Source organism: Priestia sp. ST2, assembly GCF_055810735.1.
Genome location: NZ_JBVVNT010000013.1, coordinates 1 through 19,108, shown reverse-complemented (window position 1 = coordinate 19,108; position 19,108 = coordinate 1). Strand labels below are relative to the sequence as shown.

Annotated in this window: 16 protein-coding genes and 2 tRNA genes; 2 read left to right on the top strand and 16 right to left on the bottom strand. The window is 38.1% G+C overall.

Features of this window, described 5'->3' with window-relative positions; translation table 11 throughout:
* Positions 1-19 precede the first annotated feature (19 nt).
* The gene (mscL, locus tag AC0KUU_RS28330; protein ID WP_043977792.1) at positions 20-415 is read right to left on the bottom strand and encodes a large conductance mechanosensitive channel protein MscL; all 396 of its coding nucleotides are present in this window, start codon (positions 413-415) and stop codon (positions 20-22) included.
* A gap of 280 nt (positions 416-695) precedes the next feature.
* Between mscL and AC0KUU_RS28325 the strand changes: the two genes are divergently transcribed.
* Complete coding sequence (locus AC0KUU_RS28325; protein ID WP_043977791.1) at positions 696-1,232, top strand: L,D-transpeptidase; 537 nt, start codon at positions 696-698, stop codon at positions 1,230-1,232.
* A 37-nt stretch (positions 1,233-1,269) separates the two neighbouring features.
* On the opposite strand, the gene AC0KUU_RS28320 is transcribed toward AC0KUU_RS28325, so the two are convergent.
* The 12 genes from AC0KUU_RS28320 to sigW form a co-directional block, all read right to left on the bottom strand.
* On the bottom strand, positions 1,270-1,755 hold the full coding sequence (locus AC0KUU_RS28320; RefSeq protein WP_043977788.1) for a VOC family protein: 486 nt from the start codon (positions 1,753-1,755) through the stop codon (positions 1,270-1,272).
* Between the two features lie 89 nt (positions 1,756-1,844).
* On the bottom strand, positions 1,845-2,987 hold the full coding sequence (locus AC0KUU_RS28315; protein ID WP_043977785.1) for a mannitol-1-phosphate 5-dehydrogenase: 1,143 nt from the start codon (positions 2,985-2,987) through the stop codon (positions 1,845-1,847).
* Positions 2,988-2,992: 5 nt separating this feature from the next.
* Complete coding sequence (locus tag AC0KUU_RS28310) at positions 2,993-5,083, bottom strand: BglG family transcription antiterminator (RefSeq protein ID WP_043977781.1); 2,091 nt, start codon at positions 5,081-5,083, stop codon at positions 2,993-2,995.
* Between the two features lie 60 nt (positions 5,084-5,143).
* Entirely contained in the window at positions 5,144-7,036 is a 1,893-nt protein-coding gene (locus AC0KUU_RS28305) for a PTS mannitol transporter subunit IICBA (protein WP_322551668.1), read from the bottom strand.
* Positions 7,037-7,196: 160 nt separating this feature from the next.
* The gene (locus AC0KUU_RS28300; protein ID WP_473453944.1) at positions 7,197-8,318 is read right to left on the bottom strand and encodes an SH3 domain-containing protein; all 1,122 of its coding nucleotides are present in this window, start codon (positions 8,316-8,318) and stop codon (positions 7,197-7,199) included.
* Positions 8,319-8,476: 158 nt separating this feature from the next.
* Positions 8,477-9,193 carry a YebC/PmpR family DNA-binding transcriptional regulator gene (locus AC0KUU_RS28295; RefSeq protein WP_013054976.1) on the bottom strand — a complete coding sequence of 239 codons (717 nt, stop codon included), beginning with the start codon at positions 9,191-9,193 and terminating at the stop codon, positions 8,477-8,479.
* 861 nt (positions 9,194-10,054) lie between these two features.
* Positions 10,055-11,857 carry a glutamine--fructose-6-phosphate transaminase (isomerizing) gene (gene glmS, locus AC0KUU_RS28290; protein WP_043977775.1) on the bottom strand — a complete coding sequence of 601 codons (1,803 nt, stop codon included), beginning with the start codon at positions 11,855-11,857 and terminating at the stop codon, positions 10,055-10,057.
* Positions 11,858-12,287: 430 nt separating this feature from the next.
* Complete coding sequence (gene glmM, locus AC0KUU_RS28285; protein ID WP_013054973.1) at positions 12,288-13,634, bottom strand: phosphoglucosamine mutase; 1,347 nt, start codon at positions 13,632-13,634, stop codon at positions 12,288-12,290.
* Positions 13,635-13,662: 28 nt separating this feature from the next.
* Entirely contained in the window at positions 13,663-15,225 is a 1,563-nt protein-coding gene (locus AC0KUU_RS28280) for a CdaR family protein (RefSeq protein ID WP_043977772.1), read from the bottom strand.
* Positions 15,218-16,039 (bottom strand): diadenylate cyclase CdaA, encoded by an 822-nt coding sequence (gene cdaA, locus AC0KUU_RS28275; protein ID WP_013054971.1) that lies wholly within the window; start codon positions 16,037-16,039, stop codon positions 15,218-15,220. The genes AC0KUU_RS28280 and cdaA overlap by 8 nt, the downstream gene beginning before the upstream one ends.
* Before the next feature lie 192 nt (positions 16,040-16,231).
* The gene (locus AC0KUU_RS28270; protein WP_043977769.1) at positions 16,232-16,837 is read right to left on the bottom strand and encodes an anti-sigma factor family protein; all 606 of its coding nucleotides are present in this window, start codon (positions 16,835-16,837) and stop codon (positions 16,232-16,234) included.
* 14 nt (positions 16,838-16,851) lie between these two features.
* Positions 16,852-17,415, bottom strand: coding sequence for an RNA polymerase sigma factor SigW (sigW, locus tag AC0KUU_RS28265; RefSeq protein WP_013054969.1), 564 nt, complete (start codon positions 17,413-17,415; stop codon positions 16,852-16,854).
* A 164-nt stretch (positions 17,416-17,579) separates the two neighbouring features.
* Between sigW and AC0KUU_RS28260 the strand changes: the two genes are divergently transcribed.
* On the top strand, positions 17,580-17,741 hold the full coding sequence (locus AC0KUU_RS28260; protein ID WP_013054968.1) for an aspartyl-phosphate phosphatase Spo0E family protein: 162 nt from the start codon (positions 17,580-17,582) through the stop codon (positions 17,739-17,741).
* An 82-nt stretch (positions 17,742-17,823) separates the two neighbouring features.
* On the opposite strand, the gene rocF is transcribed toward AC0KUU_RS28260, so the two are convergent.
* The 3 genes from rocF to AC0KUU_RS28245 form a co-directional block, all read right to left on the bottom strand.
* Positions 17,824-18,723: an arginase gene (gene rocF, locus AC0KUU_RS28255; protein WP_013054967.1), complete on the bottom strand. Its 900-nt coding sequence runs from the start codon at positions 18,721-18,723 to the stop codon at positions 17,824-17,826.
* A 163-nt stretch (positions 18,724-18,886) separates the two neighbouring features.
* A tRNA-Ala gene (locus AC0KUU_RS28250) sits at positions 18,887-18,962 on the bottom strand.
* Positions 18,963-18,984: 22 nt separating this feature from the next.
* Positions 18,985-19,059 (bottom strand) — tRNA-Gly (locus AC0KUU_RS28245).
* Positions 19,060-19,108 lie beyond the last annotated feature (49 nt).

The following is a 19,108-nucleotide window of genomic DNA, read 5'->3' as shown; positions in this document are numbered from 1 at the left end:
ACGTATGTAAAAATTGCTGTTATGAACGTTCTTTCAACGCTTCTGCTTTTAGCAGATCGCGAATTTCTGTTAAGATCTCTTCTTCTTTTGACAGAACAGCCACTTCTTCCTCTACTTTCTCTTCTTCTTTTCTCTTAAAACGATTAAAGAAACGAATAAATAAGAAAATCGAGAATGCGACAATTAAGAAATCAACAATTGTTTGAATAAAAGATCCATATAATACCGTAGCATCTCCAACCGTGAAGGATAAATCTTTAAAGTCTATCCCTGCTAACAACAAACCAATCAGCGGCATAATAATATCATTTACAAGAGACGTTACAATTTTTCCAAATGCCGCTCCAATAATAACACCGACAGCTAAATCCAATACATTTCCACGCAAAGCAAACTCTTTAAATTCTTTAAGCATCTGTTTCTTCCACCTCCTGCCCTTCATTTCAAACTTTCATGATAATACATCCTAAATTAAACATACAAGGTGCATTTTCACTTTTCTCTTTTTCATGAGATATGTACCAGACCTTTAGTTGTATTTCTGCCCAGATTTTTACTTTATATTCGCTTATAAATAAAATGCACTTTCAGTTTTCATTCAGGAAAGATTCATATTCAGTCCATTTTCCTTTTATACACTAATAGCATGTAATTCACCAAATATGTAAATGAACAATAGAGGAGATGGCTAGAACGTGAGAAAAATTATACTGCGAGCAGCTGCTTTATGCCTCGTAGCTATTATCAGCATTTCTTATACAGCAAGTGCGGCGAATGCAAGTGAAAACGCAGCAAGTGGAGATTTAATTATTATTAATAAAAAAACAAATCAGCTTGCTTATTTTCATAATGGAAAGTTAGAAAAGACGTATTCAGTAGCTACGGGAAAAACATGGAGCGATACGCCGGTAGGCTTTTTCAAGATTGTTAACAAAATTAAAAATCGTCCTTACTATACAGGGCATATTGCAGGAGGCGCTTCTAATAATCATCTTGGCTCTCGCTGGCTAGGGCTTAATGCAAACGGAACAACCGGCGACACATACGCTATTCATGGGAATAACTCAGAAGATAGCATCGGCAAATATGTAAGCCACGGCTGCGTACGAATGCATAATGCGGATTTCGAAGAATTATTCAATAAAGTGGCAGTAGGAACATCTGTAACTATTACGTATTCATCAAAAACCTTTGAAGAGCTGGCAAAAGTATACGGCTACGGACAGCTATGAAAAAATAAAAGCTTATCCAAGAAATCTGGATAAGCTTTTATTCTTCTCTATTCCCATACATGAGCTCCGTACTGTGTGAATATAGCTCAATAATATTCCCAAACGGATCTTCACAATAAACCAAGTAATAAGGTTTTCCTGGTCTTGTATTCCATACTTGGCTTCGCTTTTTACCGCCTGATTTTTCGATTTTATCCGCTAACTTTTCCACGTCATCGGCTACTAAACACATGTGAAAATAACTTTGATACTGCTCATCGCTGTCTTTTAATACAAGAGGCATTTGCGGCTTATTAAATTCAAACAGTTCAATGCCTACCTGGTTGTCAGCTGTCATGTGAGCATTTTTCATTTTTTTGATATGAGACCCCAGTAAATCTTGAGTCATATTTTCAGCTTTTTCTTCCTCCGCATTAAACATATAAGGACCGGCAATCAGCTTAAAACCTAAAACTTTTCCATACCACTGCACGGCTTCTTCTACATCAGGTACAGCTAATCCAACGTGCGTAATAGCTACCATTTTATCACCCTCCTATACATAAACATTCCCTTTCTGCTAAAAGAAAAACAGCCCATTTAAAATGGACTGTTTACACATACTAAATTCATTCACGATTTTAAAGCATTATATTGAGCAATGATTTCTTTTGTTAAATCATTACTTGCCTCTAACCCACTAATCTCTTTTAATACATACTCAATACCATACTCATGAATATTCGCTTGAAGCTTCATAGCCTCTTTATCTTCTTGCGGATCAAATAAAAGCGCAGCGGCAATAGCCTTTGCTAAATAGGTATAAGAAAGGCCCGATTTTTTTGCTTCTAGCGCTGGACGAATCAAACGATCCTGAGGTCCAAGCTTGCGAATTGGTGCTCTTCCTACTCTTTTAACTGAATCATTTAAATGAGGATTTTTAAAGCGTTCAATGATTTTAGTAATATAGGCTTTGTGTTCCTCTTTATCTAAGTCATATCTTTTAATTAGATAGTTTCCTGTTTCTTGTAGCGTTTGCTGTACTTGTTCATAAATATCTGAATCTCTTAACGTTTGATCAATTGTTTCTTTTCCTTTTAAATAACCAAAATATGCAATCACCGCGTGTCCCGTATTCACTGTAAATAACTTTCTTTCAATAAAAGGAGCAAGGTCAGGCACAATCGTCATTCCTTCTACAAAAGGAATATCTTCAGGTGCCTCTACTACCCATTCATAATAGGATTCTACTAAAACATCAAGCGAACCTTGATCATGTTGAATAGGCACGATACGATCTACAGCTGAATTGAAGAAAAAGACCTTATTTATCATATGAGCTTTTGTCTCTTCATCCAGCGCGTCAAAAATATAGCCTTTTAATAAATCTGTCGCAGAGATTTGATTTTCACATGCAATCACATATACATTTTCGTCGCTTGCTTTTACACGTTCAGCCAAACCTTTAGCAATTAAAGGAGCAATGCGAGGCAGAACGTTCGGTCCGATGGCCGTCGTAATGTACGTTGCTTCTTTAATCGCTTTAATGACCGCTTGTTCTTGTGTCAGATTATTTAAACCAGATACGTTTTGAACAGCTAATGTCTCGGGATGCTCTGCGGCTGTTATTACGTTATACCCTTCATCTATGTTTAACTGATTAATAATCTTTTCAGCAATATCTACGAATGTGACATGATAGTTGCTTTGAGAAAACAATGCCCCAATGAATCCTCGACCGATATTGCCTGCTCCAAAATGAACTGCTTGTTTCACAAAAATCATTCCTTTATCAAATTATTTCGAAGGTACTCATGAAACGTATCCTCTAGCTTTTTGCGAATTATCTCTTCGTTCGAAGACGAAAAAATCATCATTGCTTCATGGTCTTCAATTAAACTGGTACTAATTAAACTTAAAATTTCTTGCTGTGCTTCACTTAACTCTTCAGGTGCGAGCATTAATAGAAGGTTACGCGCCTGCATGTTTGTTCCGTCCATGCCTTTAACTGTGCAAGGCTGTTCTAAATGTGAAACTTGAAAAATCAGCTCGTTCACGTGATGTTCACGGCAATGGAACAGTGCCATACTCGTTTGCGGAATGCCTAAACCGCCTTTGTTTTCTCGTTCCTTAAGCTGATGAATAACGCAGCTGGCATTGGTTATTAAACGTTCTTTTTCAGCAGCTTTTACTACGTGCGAAATCACTTGATCGTGACTCACTTCACCCGAAAATCGATACATTCTAAGGTTTTGAAGAATTGATTCGATACTTCCATGCACATCTTTAATTTGCTTCATCGTTTCCTCAAAAGACGGTTTTTCTTTAGAAACAGTTTTATTTTTATATTGGAACGAGCGATAGTCCTTATCTTTGGTTAACTTTTGAATGTTTTTCTGTAAAAAATTCTGGACGGATTGAATATCCTCTTCGGTTAAGAGTGGATTGACTAAAATGTAATCGACATTTAAAAAAGGCAGTCTTACTGTTGAAATCACTACGTCATACCCTTCAAGCGCGGCTTCTTTGATTTCTTTTACCGATTTAATGACAACTGAATTAATCTCCGGAATCTCTTTACGAATACGGCTAGCTAACATTTTCGAGGTGCCAATTCCAGTTGGACAGACGATTAGTGCCTGAATTTCCATAACTTCTTCTTTTAGCACTAGCGTTGAACCGAAATGCAAAACAAGATATGCTACTTCATCATCTGGAAAAACTAAATGCGGCAGCTCTTGATCTATACTGTTTCTCACAGCCATAAATAAAACCGGGTACTTTTTCTTAATCTCTTCTGTTAATGGATTAAAAAGCTCCATTTTTTGCTTAAGACGAAAAATTGCCGGTTCCATATGAGCGAGCAGCCCCTGGTAAAGGGAAAAATCACCGGTTAAGTCGGTGTTAAGCTGAACAGAAACGTGAGCAATCATATTCTTAATAATCTGCCCAACCACTACGCTGTCGTAATATACGTCTCTAGTAGTTTGGAACTTTGCTGCACGCAGCCGCACTGCTAAGAAATGAATATCTTTTTCTGTAAAAGAAAGAGAAAATACCCGTTCAATTTCGCGGCAAATATCCTTCATTAAAAACATTTCACTCGCCAGTTCTTCCGTTTGGCCGCCGTCGTCTTCTAGATACATTTGCTTTTTCGTTCGCTGTATCATAATGCAAATATGAACAATGAGCCCTATATAATCGCTGTCAGCCAGCTTAGAATGATGCTGATTAATCGCTTGATGTACAATTCTGTCTACTTCTGCCAAATAATCCGGATAAAAATAGTGCAAAATCGTTTCATCCGTATGCTGCTGGTTTTCTGCTAAAAACATGCACTCAATTAACTCTTCATTAAAGTAAACAAGAAAATAATTAGCTAATGCTTTTCGTTTATTGGCTTCAGTAGCTTGAACCTCTACTCCCACCCCTCTCTTTCGTTGAAGGAAAACGTCAAATGTGGTTAACCACTCTGTTAATTCATCTAAATAAGCAGTGAGTGTAGTAATACTTACTTCTAAGTCTTTAGCCAGCGTTTGTAATTTAAATGAATCTCCTTCTTCTAGAAGAAGAATTAAAAGAATTAGTTTTCTTTCCTGTGGAGACTGATCCGTCGTTTTAATCTTCATCAGCTCTTGGATAAGGCGAAAAATTTGTTCATTTTTACCTTCAATCATTAGTCCTTCATCTTGCGTACGAATCAGCTTCAAATCAAATTTTTCAAGTATTGATTCAATTGCCTTCAAATCTCGGTGAACGGTTCTTACACTTACATTCAAAAAAGTAGCAAGTGTAAGGGCTGTATGTTTTCCTGCTGTTTTAATAATTAACTCAATGATTGATTTTTCTCTTGAAGTAATAAACAAGAACATCAACTCTTTTCTTATTTATAAACAAAGGATAAAAAGGCATTTCCATGCCTTTCTATCCCGTTAGTTACTTTGAATAATAGCCATTAATTCTTTAGCTGATTTGGCATGAACCATCTTTTCAATATTGTCCATATCAGAACATGTAATCGCGATACCAGATAAAATTTCTAAATGAGTGCCGTCTTTTCCGGCAATTCCAAAAATCAAACGAACTTTCTCACCATCAAAATCAACGCCTTCTGGCACTTGAATCACTGTAAAACCCGACCTTAAAACGTTCTTTTTCGCTTCTTCCGTACCGTGCGGAATCGCTACGTCATTTCCCATATAAGTAGAAGTCATATTGTCGCGCTCAATCATCGCTTCAACGTAGTTTTCTTCTACATATCCGCCTTTTACTAACACGCTCCCTGCAAATCGAATTGCTTCTTCCTTAGAAGAAAAGTGCTGATTTACGAAAACGTTTTCTTCTTTTAATAAACTATCATTACTATCTGTATTATTTTCTGCAGATACTCTTTTTTCTTCTTCCGCTTTAGAAGTAGTATGATCATTTTTTAGTTGATCAATTAGTTTGTCATATTCCGGACTAGATAGAAAATTATCAACCGAGATATGATACGCATCTGGAACTTTGTTTTGAGCTCTTGGCGTTAGCTCTTCCTGTGTAATAACGATTTGAGCATCACTTGGAATATTACTGATGGCTGTATTCGTTACCGAAATATTTAAATCTGCTTGTTTAACTTTCTTGCGAAGAAGGGAGGCGCCCATCGCACTCGATCCCATACCTGCGTCACAGGCAAAAACAATTTTCTGAACGCTTGCTGGTACTTCTCCTTGCTGTTTTGTAAAGCTTCCTGCTACAGAGCTCTTCTTGCCTTTCATCTCTTGCATTTTGCGAGCTGCTTCATCCAAATCTTCTGTTTGCTTGCCCGTTTTTAAAATTAACGAACCTACAATAAACGATACGATGGCTGCAACGAGAACACCGGAGATATTTGCAACATAGCTGCCTGCATTACCTGGTGTAGCAGCTAAAATAGCCAAAATACTTCCCGGTGAAGCAACCGCTTGTAAGCCTCCGCCTAAAAGAACAAATGTAAATACGCCGCTCATTCCGCCTAAAATAGCCGCAATGATTAGAAGCGGACGCATTAAAACGTAAGGGAAGTAAATTTCGTGAATTCCGCCAATAAAATGAATGATGGCTGCTCCCGGCGCTGACTGTTTTGCTGTTCCTTTTCCAAAGAAGCAATACGCTAACAAAATTCCTAATCCCGGACCAGGATTTGTTTCTAATAACAATAGAATTGACTGTCCGTTTGTTCGAATTTGTTCTGCTCCGATCGGAGATAAGATACCGTGATTAATAGCATTGTTTAAGAATAAAATTTTAGCTGGTTCAATTAGAATACTTGTAAGTGGAAGAAGGCCATGTGCAACCATCCAATCTACACCCACTACAAGCGCGCCTGTAAATCCGTCCACGGCTGGACTAACTCCTAAAAAGGCTAGAATTGCTAGAATTCCTCCAAGAATACCTGCTGAGAAATTATTAATTAACATCTCGAATCCTGTTTTGACTTTACCTTCAATAAACTGATCAAACTTCTTGATGATATAACCGCCAAGCGGTCCCATAATCATAGCGCCTAGAAACATCGGAATATCAGATCCAACGATGACGCCCATGGTCGCGATAGCACCTACAACGCCTCCGCGCTGATCGTGGACAAGCTTTCCTCCTGTGTAGCCGATTAGCAGCGGAAGCAAATACTTGACCATTGGATCCACTAGTTTGGCAAGGCTTTCATTTGGAAAAAAGCCTGTTGGAATAAATAAAGCAGTAATAAGTCCCCATGCAATAAATGCTCCGATATTTGGCATAACCATTGAACTTAGAAAGTTCCCAAACTTTTGTACAGCTACTTTTATATTAGATTGAGCCATTTGCTCTCTTCCTTTCTCTACGTGATGATACTTTAATCGTAAGAGATTAAACGCTTTCATTCAATGAATAGGAAAACTAACTTTGTCGTACCACAGACAGACAAAGCTTTTAATTACATAAAAAAGCAGCTGAACTGTCAAAGTTCAGCTGCTTTCTAACTTAATATTTATCTAATTCACTTACAAGAGATTGAATAATAACCGGATTTTTCTCTGGGTTTAACCATTTTAAAATAGAGACAACTTGTTCTTTAGAAGTAGCCGTACATCCTGCGGTATAATTTGTTCCTACATGGAAGAAGATTGCACTTCCCTTTCCTGGCGTTCTAGATTCGTTATAATTAATGACGAACCCATAGTCGTAAGCGGGGATGTCCATGTTCTCAGCGCTCGTCCAGCGGCCATTAGCCGGCTTTTGCTGCCACGTATTATATAGAGAGCTTTTTGAATCGTCTACCCACACATCATTTGCTGTAATCTTTCGATATGGAAGCTTAGTTCCAGGGTTTGCATAGCGTCCGAATGCTGTGCCAATTGTATATTTCCCTGTCGGAGATTCCATATCTCCTTCTTTTTTCGATAAAGCGAATCCTTTTTGTCCAAGTACACCGTTCGCAGTTAAAACTTGCTTCCATTTCCCATCAACTTTTTCAAACGTTTGAATTTTAGCAGACTTCGTATCGTAGTTATCTGCTGTAACTAAGATGACTTGCTGAGCGTTACCTAACGTTTTAAAAGAATCGACTACGAGTTTTGGAGACGCTGTAGCTGAAGCCTGTACATAGTCACTGCTTACATAGCCTGTGCGGCCGTTATAGTTAATTTTGTACCAGCTTCCGCTTTTGCTCACCACGGACAGCTTCTGGCCTTTTGTCACACTTCCTATGGATGCATAGCTAGTGCCCGCTCCGCTTCTTACATTCAGCGTGCTTGCCGTTACTGTGTACGCTGTGCTTTCTGCTGGCGGCGTTGTTGGGGCCGTTGTTGTTCCGGATGCTTGTACATAATCGCTGCTTACATAGCCCGTGCGGCCGTTATAGTTGATTTTGTACCAGCTTCCGCTTTTGCTCACCACAGATAGCGTTTGATCTTTCACTACGCTGCCGATAATCCCGTAAGTCGTTCCCGCTCCGCTTCTCACATTTAGCTTGCTTGCCGTTACTTTATATGTAACTGTCGCTGCATATGCCTTTTCTTGATTTCCTCCGATTGAGCCAAAGCCAGGCGTTACAGCCGTTGCAAGTGTAGCTGTTAACGCTATCCCCACCATTAATTTTTTCAACTGCTTTCCCTCCATTTATCTCTTATAAAATTCTACTATTTTCTATTCTTAATTCATTATCTTACCATATTCCAAAAGAAGGGAAAGGGTCAATAGATGCTTTTCACACGGCCTATAAAAAAAGACAGACCTCTTTGATAGGTCTGCCTCTTTCACTATTATCCTAAATCAACGTTGTGATATACTTGCTGCACATCTTCTAGGTCCTCTAATGCATCAATCATTTTTTCAAACTGAGCTTGTGCATCTTCAGGAAGAGTTACATCATTTTGAGCAAGCATCGTTTGCTCAGCTACTGTAAATTCCGTAATACCAGCATCGTTGAACGCTTTTTGTACCGCATGGAATTGATCCGGATCAGCATAAACAATTACAGAATCTTCTTCTTCTAAAATGTCACGCACGTCTACATCTGCTTCCATTAACAGTTCTAGCGTCTCTTCTTCATCCTTACCTTCTACCCCAATAACAGCTGTTGGATCAAACATGTACGCTACTGATCCGCTTACTCCCATATTACCGCCGTTTTTACCAAAAGCAGCACGCACGTCTGAAGCTGTTCTGTTTACGTTATTCGTAAGAGCATCTACGATAACCATTGAGCCATTTGGTCCAAAACCTTCGTAACGAAGATTATCGTAATTTTCTTCTGATCCGCCTTTTGCTTTTTCAATCGCACGGTCAATAATTGCTTTTGGCACATTGTATGTTTTCGCGCGTTCTAATACAACTTTTAACGCTTGGTTTGATTCTGGATCTGGCTCGCCTTGTTTCGCAGCCACATAAATCTCACGGCCAAACTTGGCATATATACGACTTGTATTAGCATCTTTTGACGCTTTCTTTTCTTTAATATTGTTCCACTTACGGCCCATATTGTTTCACTCTCTTTCAAAATTGAATCTAATAAAATAAATAGGCAATGATATATCCGTCTTTATTATACATCAATTCCCTCTTATCTTTCGAGTTTAATACCTAAAAAAGACAAGCAATCTTTTGGTATATTTCATTAACTAAATAAATGAGAAAACCATTTGATAACCGGCTGAATGATTTTTGTATATACATTTTTAAGCGGTTTGTATATACATCTCATCCAAATCCACCGTAAAGGATAGTAGATCATATGAATTACGATCCACTTAACTCCTTTCCAGAAACAGAGAAATATACGCTGACAAAATGAAACCACAGGGATAACAATTTCATTATAAAATGGCAGCACAACATATTTCCAGAAAAGATAAAAAGGGTAACAAACTAGATACAACACAGGGTATAAAACGTACTTCCATATAAATCTAGTTATAGGCAAAAAACATCGTTTCCAAACGAAGAGAATAAAAGGATAGATGAGGACACTCCATAGCCAAGAAATAGGATAAACGAACAAGAAACGTATAATGTATCTCCAAATGAAATCAATGACAGGTTGAATAATTCTTGTTCCTATCCATATGAGGGGCTTAGCGATAAAATATATCCATAGCTTACACAAAATTTGAAATACAAAATAAAAGGGAAAATACAAGACAAAAAAAATGCCTCGCAACACGTACTTTATACTTTGAGCTACTCCACTAATACTTTTCACTTCCTTTTTTATAAGTGAGTTTCGTTCATTTACCTACTCTATTATATAAAATAAATTGAGCAAGCAAATATATTTTTTAGCTCAATGAGAATTATATACAAAAACACCCTTCTATAATAGAAGGGTGTCTAGAACCTTATTATTCGACAGTAACTGATTTTGCTAAGTTACGTGGTTTATCTACATCGCAATCGCGGTGCAATGCAGCGTAGTAAGAGATTAATTGTAAAGGAATAACCGCTGCTAGTGGTGAAAGTGTTTCGTGAACTTTCGGAATCACGTAGCGATCTTCTTCTGTTTCTAATCCTTTCATTGAAATGATACAAGGATTAGCTCCACGTGCTACTACTTCTTTTACGTTACCACGGATGCTTAAGTTTACATGCTCTTGTGTTGCTAATGCAATAATTGGCGTATTGTTTTCAATTAAAGCGATTGTTCCGTGCTTAAGCTCTCCTCCAGCAAACCCTTCTGCTTGGATGTAAGAGATTTCTTTTAGTTTTAACGCACCTTCTAAACCTACATAATAATCGACAGAACGTCCAATAAAGAATGCGTTGCGAGTTGTTGCTAAGAATTGAAGAGCAATGCTTTCCATTTCTTCTTTGTCGTCGCAAAGTACTTCCATTGTGTTTGCTACGATTGCTAACTCTTGAACTAAATCAAATTCTAATTCAATGCCGCGTGTTTTTGCTGTTACAGCCGCTAGAATTGATAGCACTGCTAATTGAGCTGTATAAGCTTTTGTTGATGCTACAGCAATTTCCGGACCTGCATGAAGTAATAACGTATAATCAGATTCACGAGATAATGTTGATCCCGGAACGTTTGTGATTGTTAACGCTTTGTAACCTAGTTCTTTAATTTGAACTAATACTGCACGGCTGTCAGCTGTTTCTCCACTTTGAGAAATAAAGATAAACAATGGCTTTTCAGATAAAAGCGGCATGTTATAAGAGAATTCACTTGCTACGTGCACTTCTACTGGAACCTTCGCCCACGTTTCAATGAATTGTTTACCTACTAGGCCTGCATGATAGCTTGTTCCACATGCTACGATATAGATGCGGTCTGCTTCATCCATTGCTCCTAAAATGTCTGCATCAATGTGCAGTTCATTGTTCTCATTTTGATACTCTTGAATGATTTTACGAACAACTAAAGGCTGCTCATCAATTTCTTTTAACATATAGTGAGGGTACGTACCTTTTTCAATATCACTTGCATCAAGCTCTGCTGTATAAGGTGCTCTTTCTACCACTTCACCATCAAGCGTTTTAATTGTTACGCCTTCTTTTGTAACAATTACTGTTTCTTTATCCATTAATTCTACGTACTGATCTGTTACTTGAAGCATTGCCATAGCATCGCTCGCTACAACGTTAAATCCTTTGCCAACACCTACAAGAAGCGGGCTTTTATTTTTAGCTACGTAGATTGTATTTTTATCTTCGTTATCAACAAGAGCTAGTGCATAAGAACCGTGAAGCAAGCTCACTGTCTTACGGAACGCTTCTTCTACATCTAAGCCTTCTGCTGCGATTTTTTCAATTAACTGAACGATTACTTCTGTATCCGTTTCGCTTTTGAACGTTACATCTTGTAAATATTCACGTTTCAAAATAGCATAGTTTTCAATTACACCGTTATGCACAAGTGTGAAGCGTCCAGATGTACTTTGATGCGGATGAGCATTTTCTTGGCTTGGCACACCATGAGTTGCCCAACGCGTATGACCGATACCTGCTGGTGCTACAACACTGTTATCTACTGCCTGACGCAATTCTGCAATACGGCCTTTTTCTTTGAATACGTGTACGCCTTCATTGTTAACAACTGCAATACCTGCTGAGTCATAGCCACGATATTCTAACTTTTCAAGACCACGTAATAAAATTTCTTTCGAATCTTCTGTTCCAATATATCCTACAATTCCGCACATAGATAAAATCCTCCTTCATGTATGAAAAGAGAGTCTCTTTTCATCATCAATGATTATCATCTCAATGCTTTTGTCCAATAAGTCACCTCATTGTTTTTCACATCAAGTTTTCGGCCGTGATAATCAACAACCGGGAGGCATCCGCCGATACTTCGATAAACCTCCTCCTCGTCAACTAAGTCGTTTCCGTCCCTTTACTTAGTTCAGGCGCTTTGTATTCACTTTTAAACTAGATTGTTCACTCCTTTACATAAATTAAGAGACGAACAGATTTAATATTACAATAAGAAGTGAGAAAACGTCAATTATCTTCTTTACTATCTGTAAAAACAGCCTTTAGCATCAGATAATTTCCAAGAATTTTTCTCAACAATATAAAAATATGCATAAACGGCTTGAAACGTCACCGCTTATGCATATAATTAATGAATTACTCTAAGCCCATTTCTTCTTTTACTACTTCTACGATACGCGTTACATAAGTTTCACATTCTTCTTGTGTTTGTGCTTCAACCATCACACGTACTAACGGCTCTGTTCCTGAAGGGCGTACAAGTACTCGGCCATTACCGTTCATTTCTTTTTCCACTTCTTCAATAACCACTTTTACCTTCTCGTTATCTGTAACATGATGCTTATCTGTTACTTTTACATTTACAAGAAGCTGAGGATATTTCTTCATTTCAGCTGCTAATTCTGATAAAGGCTTTTTCGTTGCTTGCATAATATTTACAAGCTGAATAGCTGAAAGCATACCGTCACCTGTTGTGTTGTAATCTAAGAAAATAATATGACCTGACTGTTCTCCACCTAGGTTATATTGATTAGCTTTCATTTCTTCCACTACATAACGGTCGCCTACACCAGTTTGTGCACTTTCAATCCCGCTAGCTTCTAGTGCTTTATAAAAGCCTAAGTTACTCATAACGGTAGAAACAAGCGTGTTTTTCTTTAAACGCCCTTGTTCATACAAGTATTTTGCACAAATGAACATGATTTGATCACCGTCTACAATCTCGCCTTTTTCATCGATTGCGATTAAACGATCTCCGTCTCCATCAAATGCTAACCCAACATCCGCTCCTTTTTCTTTTAAGAAGGCACTTAATGCTTCCGGATGTGTAGATCCTACACCGTCATTGATGTTTAATCCGTTTGGAGATGCACCCATTGTAGAGATATCTGCATCTAAATCTGCAAATAAATGTGCTGCTAAAGATGACGTTGCCCCGTGCGCACAGTCTAATGCCACATGAATACCTGAGAAGTCTTCATCAACCGTTTGTTTTAAGTATTGCAGATATTTTTGTCCACCTTCGAAGTAGTCATTTACCTGACCTAAATCTCCCCCAACAGGTCTTGGTAATTGATCTGTGTCACTATCCATTAACGCTTCAATTTCATTCTCTTGGGCATCTGAAAGTTTAAATCCATCTGGACCAAAGAATTTAATTCCGTTATCTTGAACTGGGTTGTGCGAAGCAGAGATCATGACTCCTGCTTGTGCGCCAAGTGCTTTTGTTAAGTACGCTACCCCTGGAGTTGAAATAACACCTAGTCGCATAACTTCTGCTCCAATTGAAAGCAATCCTGCAACAAGCGCTCCTTCTAACATATGACCAGAAACGCGTGTATCGCGTCCGATTAATACTTTTGGTCGCTCTGAATCTTTTGTTAGAACGTAACCACCTAAGCGTCCAATTTTAAAAGCAAGCTCAGGAGTTAATTCACTATTGGCAACTCCTCGTACTCCGTCTGTTCCAAAATACTTACCCATTAATTTTCTCTCCTTCATGTCAAAACATTTAGTTTCCTGCTGTATTATCTGTCTGTCCATCTACGGGTGTAGAATTTTCATCACTTTGATTATTACTACTGTCGTCACCAGTTTCTGTACTATCTGTTGGTGTATCTGTATTGTCTTCAGGTGTATCAGTCTCTTCGCTTGGTTTATCAGCTGAATCACCTGAATCACCTGAATTTCCCGTCCCAGGATTTGTTCCTGATCCAGTTCCCGTGTCTGGCTTTGTTTCTTTATCGCTCGTACTTCCACTTGTTTCTTTATCTGTTTGCTCATCATTTGTCCCTGATTGTTTTTTCGCTGTTACACGAACTTTTGCCTGTTTAGTCGATAGAGCTGATGTAACAGAGTCGGGACTATTTATCATAATAGGAACCGTGTGCTCCCCGGCAGATAAATTCCCTACATTCGCTGACAAGCTAATGCCGCTTTTCGTCAACTTATCTAAATCAGATTTTGGTCCTTTTACATCTGCATCTACTGAAGTAGGAGAAAGCAGTTCATATGTGTACTTTGAGGATTGACCAGTTAAAGAAACCGGTAAATTCTTAAATGACTTAGTCTCAGCTGCACTTGCATCCGTTTCTTCTGCGTCTTTCTCATCACCTTGTTTGTCTACTTCCACATGAACGGTAATTTGTTTAGGACTTACACTATCTATTCCGTCTGGAACAGGGACGTTCACCTTAATATCTTTAGATTTCGTAATACCGGTAACATCGACTGGAATATTATCAATTTTATCGATTTTTTCTAAAGAATCAGACGGACCGATAATTTTTACTGTATCTGTTTTAGGCTCTAGCTTCGTAATGTTGACACCGTCGCCTGGCGTGCCTTCTTGAACCACATCGATCGGCACTTTTTTACTAATATTTCTCACTGGGATTGTTACATTGACCGTTTCTGGTTGAACTGTTACGTTCAATTTATTTAAATTCTTGTCTAGTGCGACAACAGTTGCTTGTTTCGTCACTGTTTTTGAAGCATTATCTAAATCAATAATAGCTTTCACATAAGCAACTTGATCCAATTGACTTGATGCGCCCGTTACCGTGACTGCTCTTGGACTAACGGTTGCTTCCCCTGCTTCATATCCATTCTTGACCTTGTTTTTATCATAGCTTGCCTCTACTGAAAACTGTTTTGAATCGCGTTCTTCAATTGTTACGTTTACAATATCAGGCTTAACCACTACGTTTAAATTATCAGAGATATTTCGATACTGAACCTTGACTCTATGCTGCCCTAAGCTTAAATTATCAAGGTCAATATAAGCTTGATAATCTTTTTGTAGCTTTGTTTGAGCCAAAATATTTTTAGGACCTTCCAGTGTCATAATAACCGTATCCGGAACACCTCTTACAATTCTGTTCTTCTCATTATAGGATACTTGAACCGGAACATCTGTTAATGTTTCTACTCCAGTGTTGGCAGAACTGCTTCGGTTCAGAATCTTATTTGATGAACTGGCACCATCATCTAAATTAACAGATAAATATAACATGAAGGCTAACAGCAACGCGATAATTTTCATAACCCACGATCGATTCATCAATTTATCCATTCTTCTTCAACCTCCATTGCCAACGAGTGGAAGAAGTTGCTTTAGAAGTTGTGACTAATTCTTTTTCTAGCATTTCTCTCAATGTATCAATTGTCAATTCACGATACAATTCACCATTTTTGGTAACGGAAATGCCTCCAGTTTCTTCAGATACAATGACAGTCACACTATCTGTTACTTCACTTATTCCTACAGCAGCACGATGGCGAGTACCTAATTCTTTTGAAATAAAAGGACTTTCAGATAAAGGTAAGTAACATGCTGCAGCGGCTACTTGATCCCGCTGTAAAATAACCGCTCCATCATGAAGTGGTGTATTTGGTATAAATAAGTTGATTAATAATTCAGAAGAAATATTAGAGTTGAGCGGTATACCTGTTTCAATATAATCACCCATACCCGTCTCTCTTTCGATTGAGATCAATGCACCTATGCGTCTTTTAGCCATATAATGCGTTGCTTTTATAATCGCCTCAATCGTAACGGTACGTTCATCTTCTTCAGGCAAATTACTGCGTGAAAACAAACGTCCTCTCCCAAGCTGTTCAAGCGCTCGGCGCAGCTCTGGCTGGAAGATAATAATGATAGCTAAAAACCCATACGTTAACGCTTGGTCCATTAACCATTGCAGCGTATTTAGTCCAAGGAAGTTACTTATAAAGCGAACAACTAAAATCACCGTGATTCCTTTTAAAAGCTGTACTGCTTTTGTACCTCTTATGACCATAATTAATTTATATATGACGAACCATACCAGGAGAACATCAACAATTTTTCCTAAATATGAGAGGATTGGCAGGTCTCCAATAGGCATCTTCTCACTTCCTCTATATATGTAATAAAGATAACATAACCGTTTTATTATACCATAAAACAAAATTACACTGTAAATTACATCTTATTTTTAAATCCTTGTTCCTATATAATGTAGCCTTCTTTTTATATAAATAAAACCGTCCACTGTTCCTCTCTAACAAGATAAGCGGACGGTTTTATGTTTCAACTATTAAAAGTCAACAGCTTGTTTGGCATGAGTTTTGACGTTATACCATACCCAGTCAAAAATCTTGTCTAACTCTTCAATATTGCCTGTCACTTCTCCTGCAGATGCTAGATACTTATCACCATGTATAACAGTAACGTTTCCATCTACTTTTCCTTCAATTTTAATATCGCCATTTCTCACAGTAATATCACCTTTGACGGTCTCACCTTTTGGTACAACGACTGTTTTATCGTGAATGACCAAGTTCGGCTGCTTTGAAACAGAAAAGTCTTCATCCGTTTCCCAAGCTGAAAACACGGTGCCTGACATTAACAGCACAAATACAGCAGCTGCACTAAGAATCGGGTGGTTTGTAAACCATCTATTCATTCGAATTCGATTCTTCTCACGTGGTAACCCAGCCATAACACCTGCTGTAAAGTTCATAGGTAATTCTATATGAGAAGTGCTTTGCACAAATGCAATGGTTCTTTTTAACTGATGCATATGCTGCTGACAATCTTTGCATTGATGCAAATGCTCTTTTAATAACAGTTCATTTTCTTTTGTAATATCTCCATCTAAATGCTCATGAATGAGATTTACATACATTTTTGGACATTTCATTCTTAGTTCACTCCTTACAAGTGGCGAAGTCGATTTCTTAAAGCTTCACGTCCTCTGTGAATTCTAGTCTTTACCGTACCAAGAGGCAGGTCTAAAATATCGCTGATTTCTTTTAACGACAGCTCATCTATATATTTTAGGACAATGACAGTTCGATATTTCTCAGGTAGCTTTAATATTTCCGACTGAATGAATTCTTGCAATTCTACTTGCTCTAGTTCTTCCTCTGGTAAGGCCTGATCGGCAGCTATTTGAGAGTACATATTTAACCCGTCGGTCCCGGCTACTTCTGCATCTAAATAATAGTCTGGCTTTTTTTTACGAATTCGATCAATACAAAGATTTGTAGCAATTCGATATAACCAGGTGGAAAACTTTTTACTCGTGTCATAGCTATGAATATTTACATAGGCTCGAATAAACGCTTCTTGGGCAGCGTCTTGGGCTTCTTCCCGGTTTCCTAACATTCGATAACATAGATGAAAAAGTTTATCCTTGTGATATTCTACTATGTCAGCAAACGCATCCTGGTCACCTTTTTTTACTTTTTTTATTTTTCTTTTTAATAATAAATCCATGTAACGGTTACCTCCGCCCATTGCGGGATAGTATATATACGTGTACTTTATCATAAAGTTTCACTTATGCTTAATTATTTTAACAAAAATTTGTCAAATACGTTTAAAAAGATCGTACGTAGGTTATGTAATTAGTATAGATGAAAAGAAGAGGAGTGGAAAGCTTGACTCATACAAAAGAGAACCTTTTGAATCAAATTGAAGAATGCAGAAATAACATGGTCACTCTTGCAGCAGAAAACCCTTTATCATCACTAACAGTAGTGAGAGTCAGTTCAGAGCTAGATGGTTTATTAAATGAATATGAAAAGTTTTTCTCTATATAAAGAAGCTCTCGAATCCGAACTAAGAGCTTCTTTTTTTTATCTTCATATATATTTCATGTACCTTTTGGTAGGTACTAATGTTTTATACTAATTTCTCTCCTAAAAGTGAGCCCATTAATGCAACAGCTACGGTAGCTGTTTTATTCCGTTCATCTAAAATAGGATTCACTTCCACAAACTCAGCAGAAGTGATTAGCTGAGATTCTGCTAACATCTCCATAGCTAAATGACTTTCTCTGTAGCTTATTCCACCGATGACCGGCGTTCCTACTCCAGGTGCATCATGTGGATCCAATCCATCTAAATCGAGTGATAGATGAACGCCATCTGTTTTATCACGCAAATATAAAATTGTTTCTTCCATTACTTTTGTCATACCCATTCGATCTATCTCATGCATCGTATACACTTTAATCCCTTTTTCCTTTATTAACTCTTTTTCTCCTTCATCTAAAGAACGTGCTCCGATAATCACAATATTTTCAGGCTTGACTTTAGGTGTATAACCACCAATTCGAGTCAATGCGTCGTCTCCTATACCTATACTTGCCGCCAATGGCATACCGTGAATATTTCCTGAAGGAGACGTATCTGCTGTATTCAAATCTCCGTGTGCATCATACCAAATCACGCCCAAGTTTTTATAATGACGACTTACTCCTGCTAGTGTTCCGATAGCGATGCTGTGATCTCCCCCTAGCACTAAAGGAAACCTTTTATTTGTAATAACATCACTTACGGTCTGAGCAAGCCTCTCGCTAGCATCTGCTACAGCTTTTAAATTCTTTAAGTTTGTATTTTCATCACTATGTACTCGTTCAGCTAAGGCAATTTCAATATTCCCTTTATCTTCTACACTATATCCAATATTCTCGATGCGTTCAATAACACCTGCATATCGTATCGCACTTGGCCCCATATCCACCCCTCGGCGAGTTTGACCTAAATCCATTGGTACTCCAATAATTGAAAGCTTATTCATAATATGTCCCCCCATCACAAATGTTGCTACTCTCCTATTGTAACGGCTAAATGAGCGATGGCTCAACTCGACACTTTTTTGAATATATATACAATTCTAATTTGTAAAAACTACACAAAAAAACCTTTAAGCAATTTGCTTAAAGGTTGTACGTTTATATGTATGGTGGAGCCTAGCGGGATCGAACCGCTGACCTCCTGCGTGCAAGGCAGGCGCTCTCCCAGCTGAGCTAAGGCCCCAATATCTTTTTTTATATAGAAATGGAGCGGAAGACGAGGTTCGAACTCGCGACCCCCACCTTGGCAAGGTGGTGTTCTACCACTGAACTACTTCCGCTTATTAAAATGAGCCATGAAGGACTCGAACCTTCGACCCTCTGATTAAA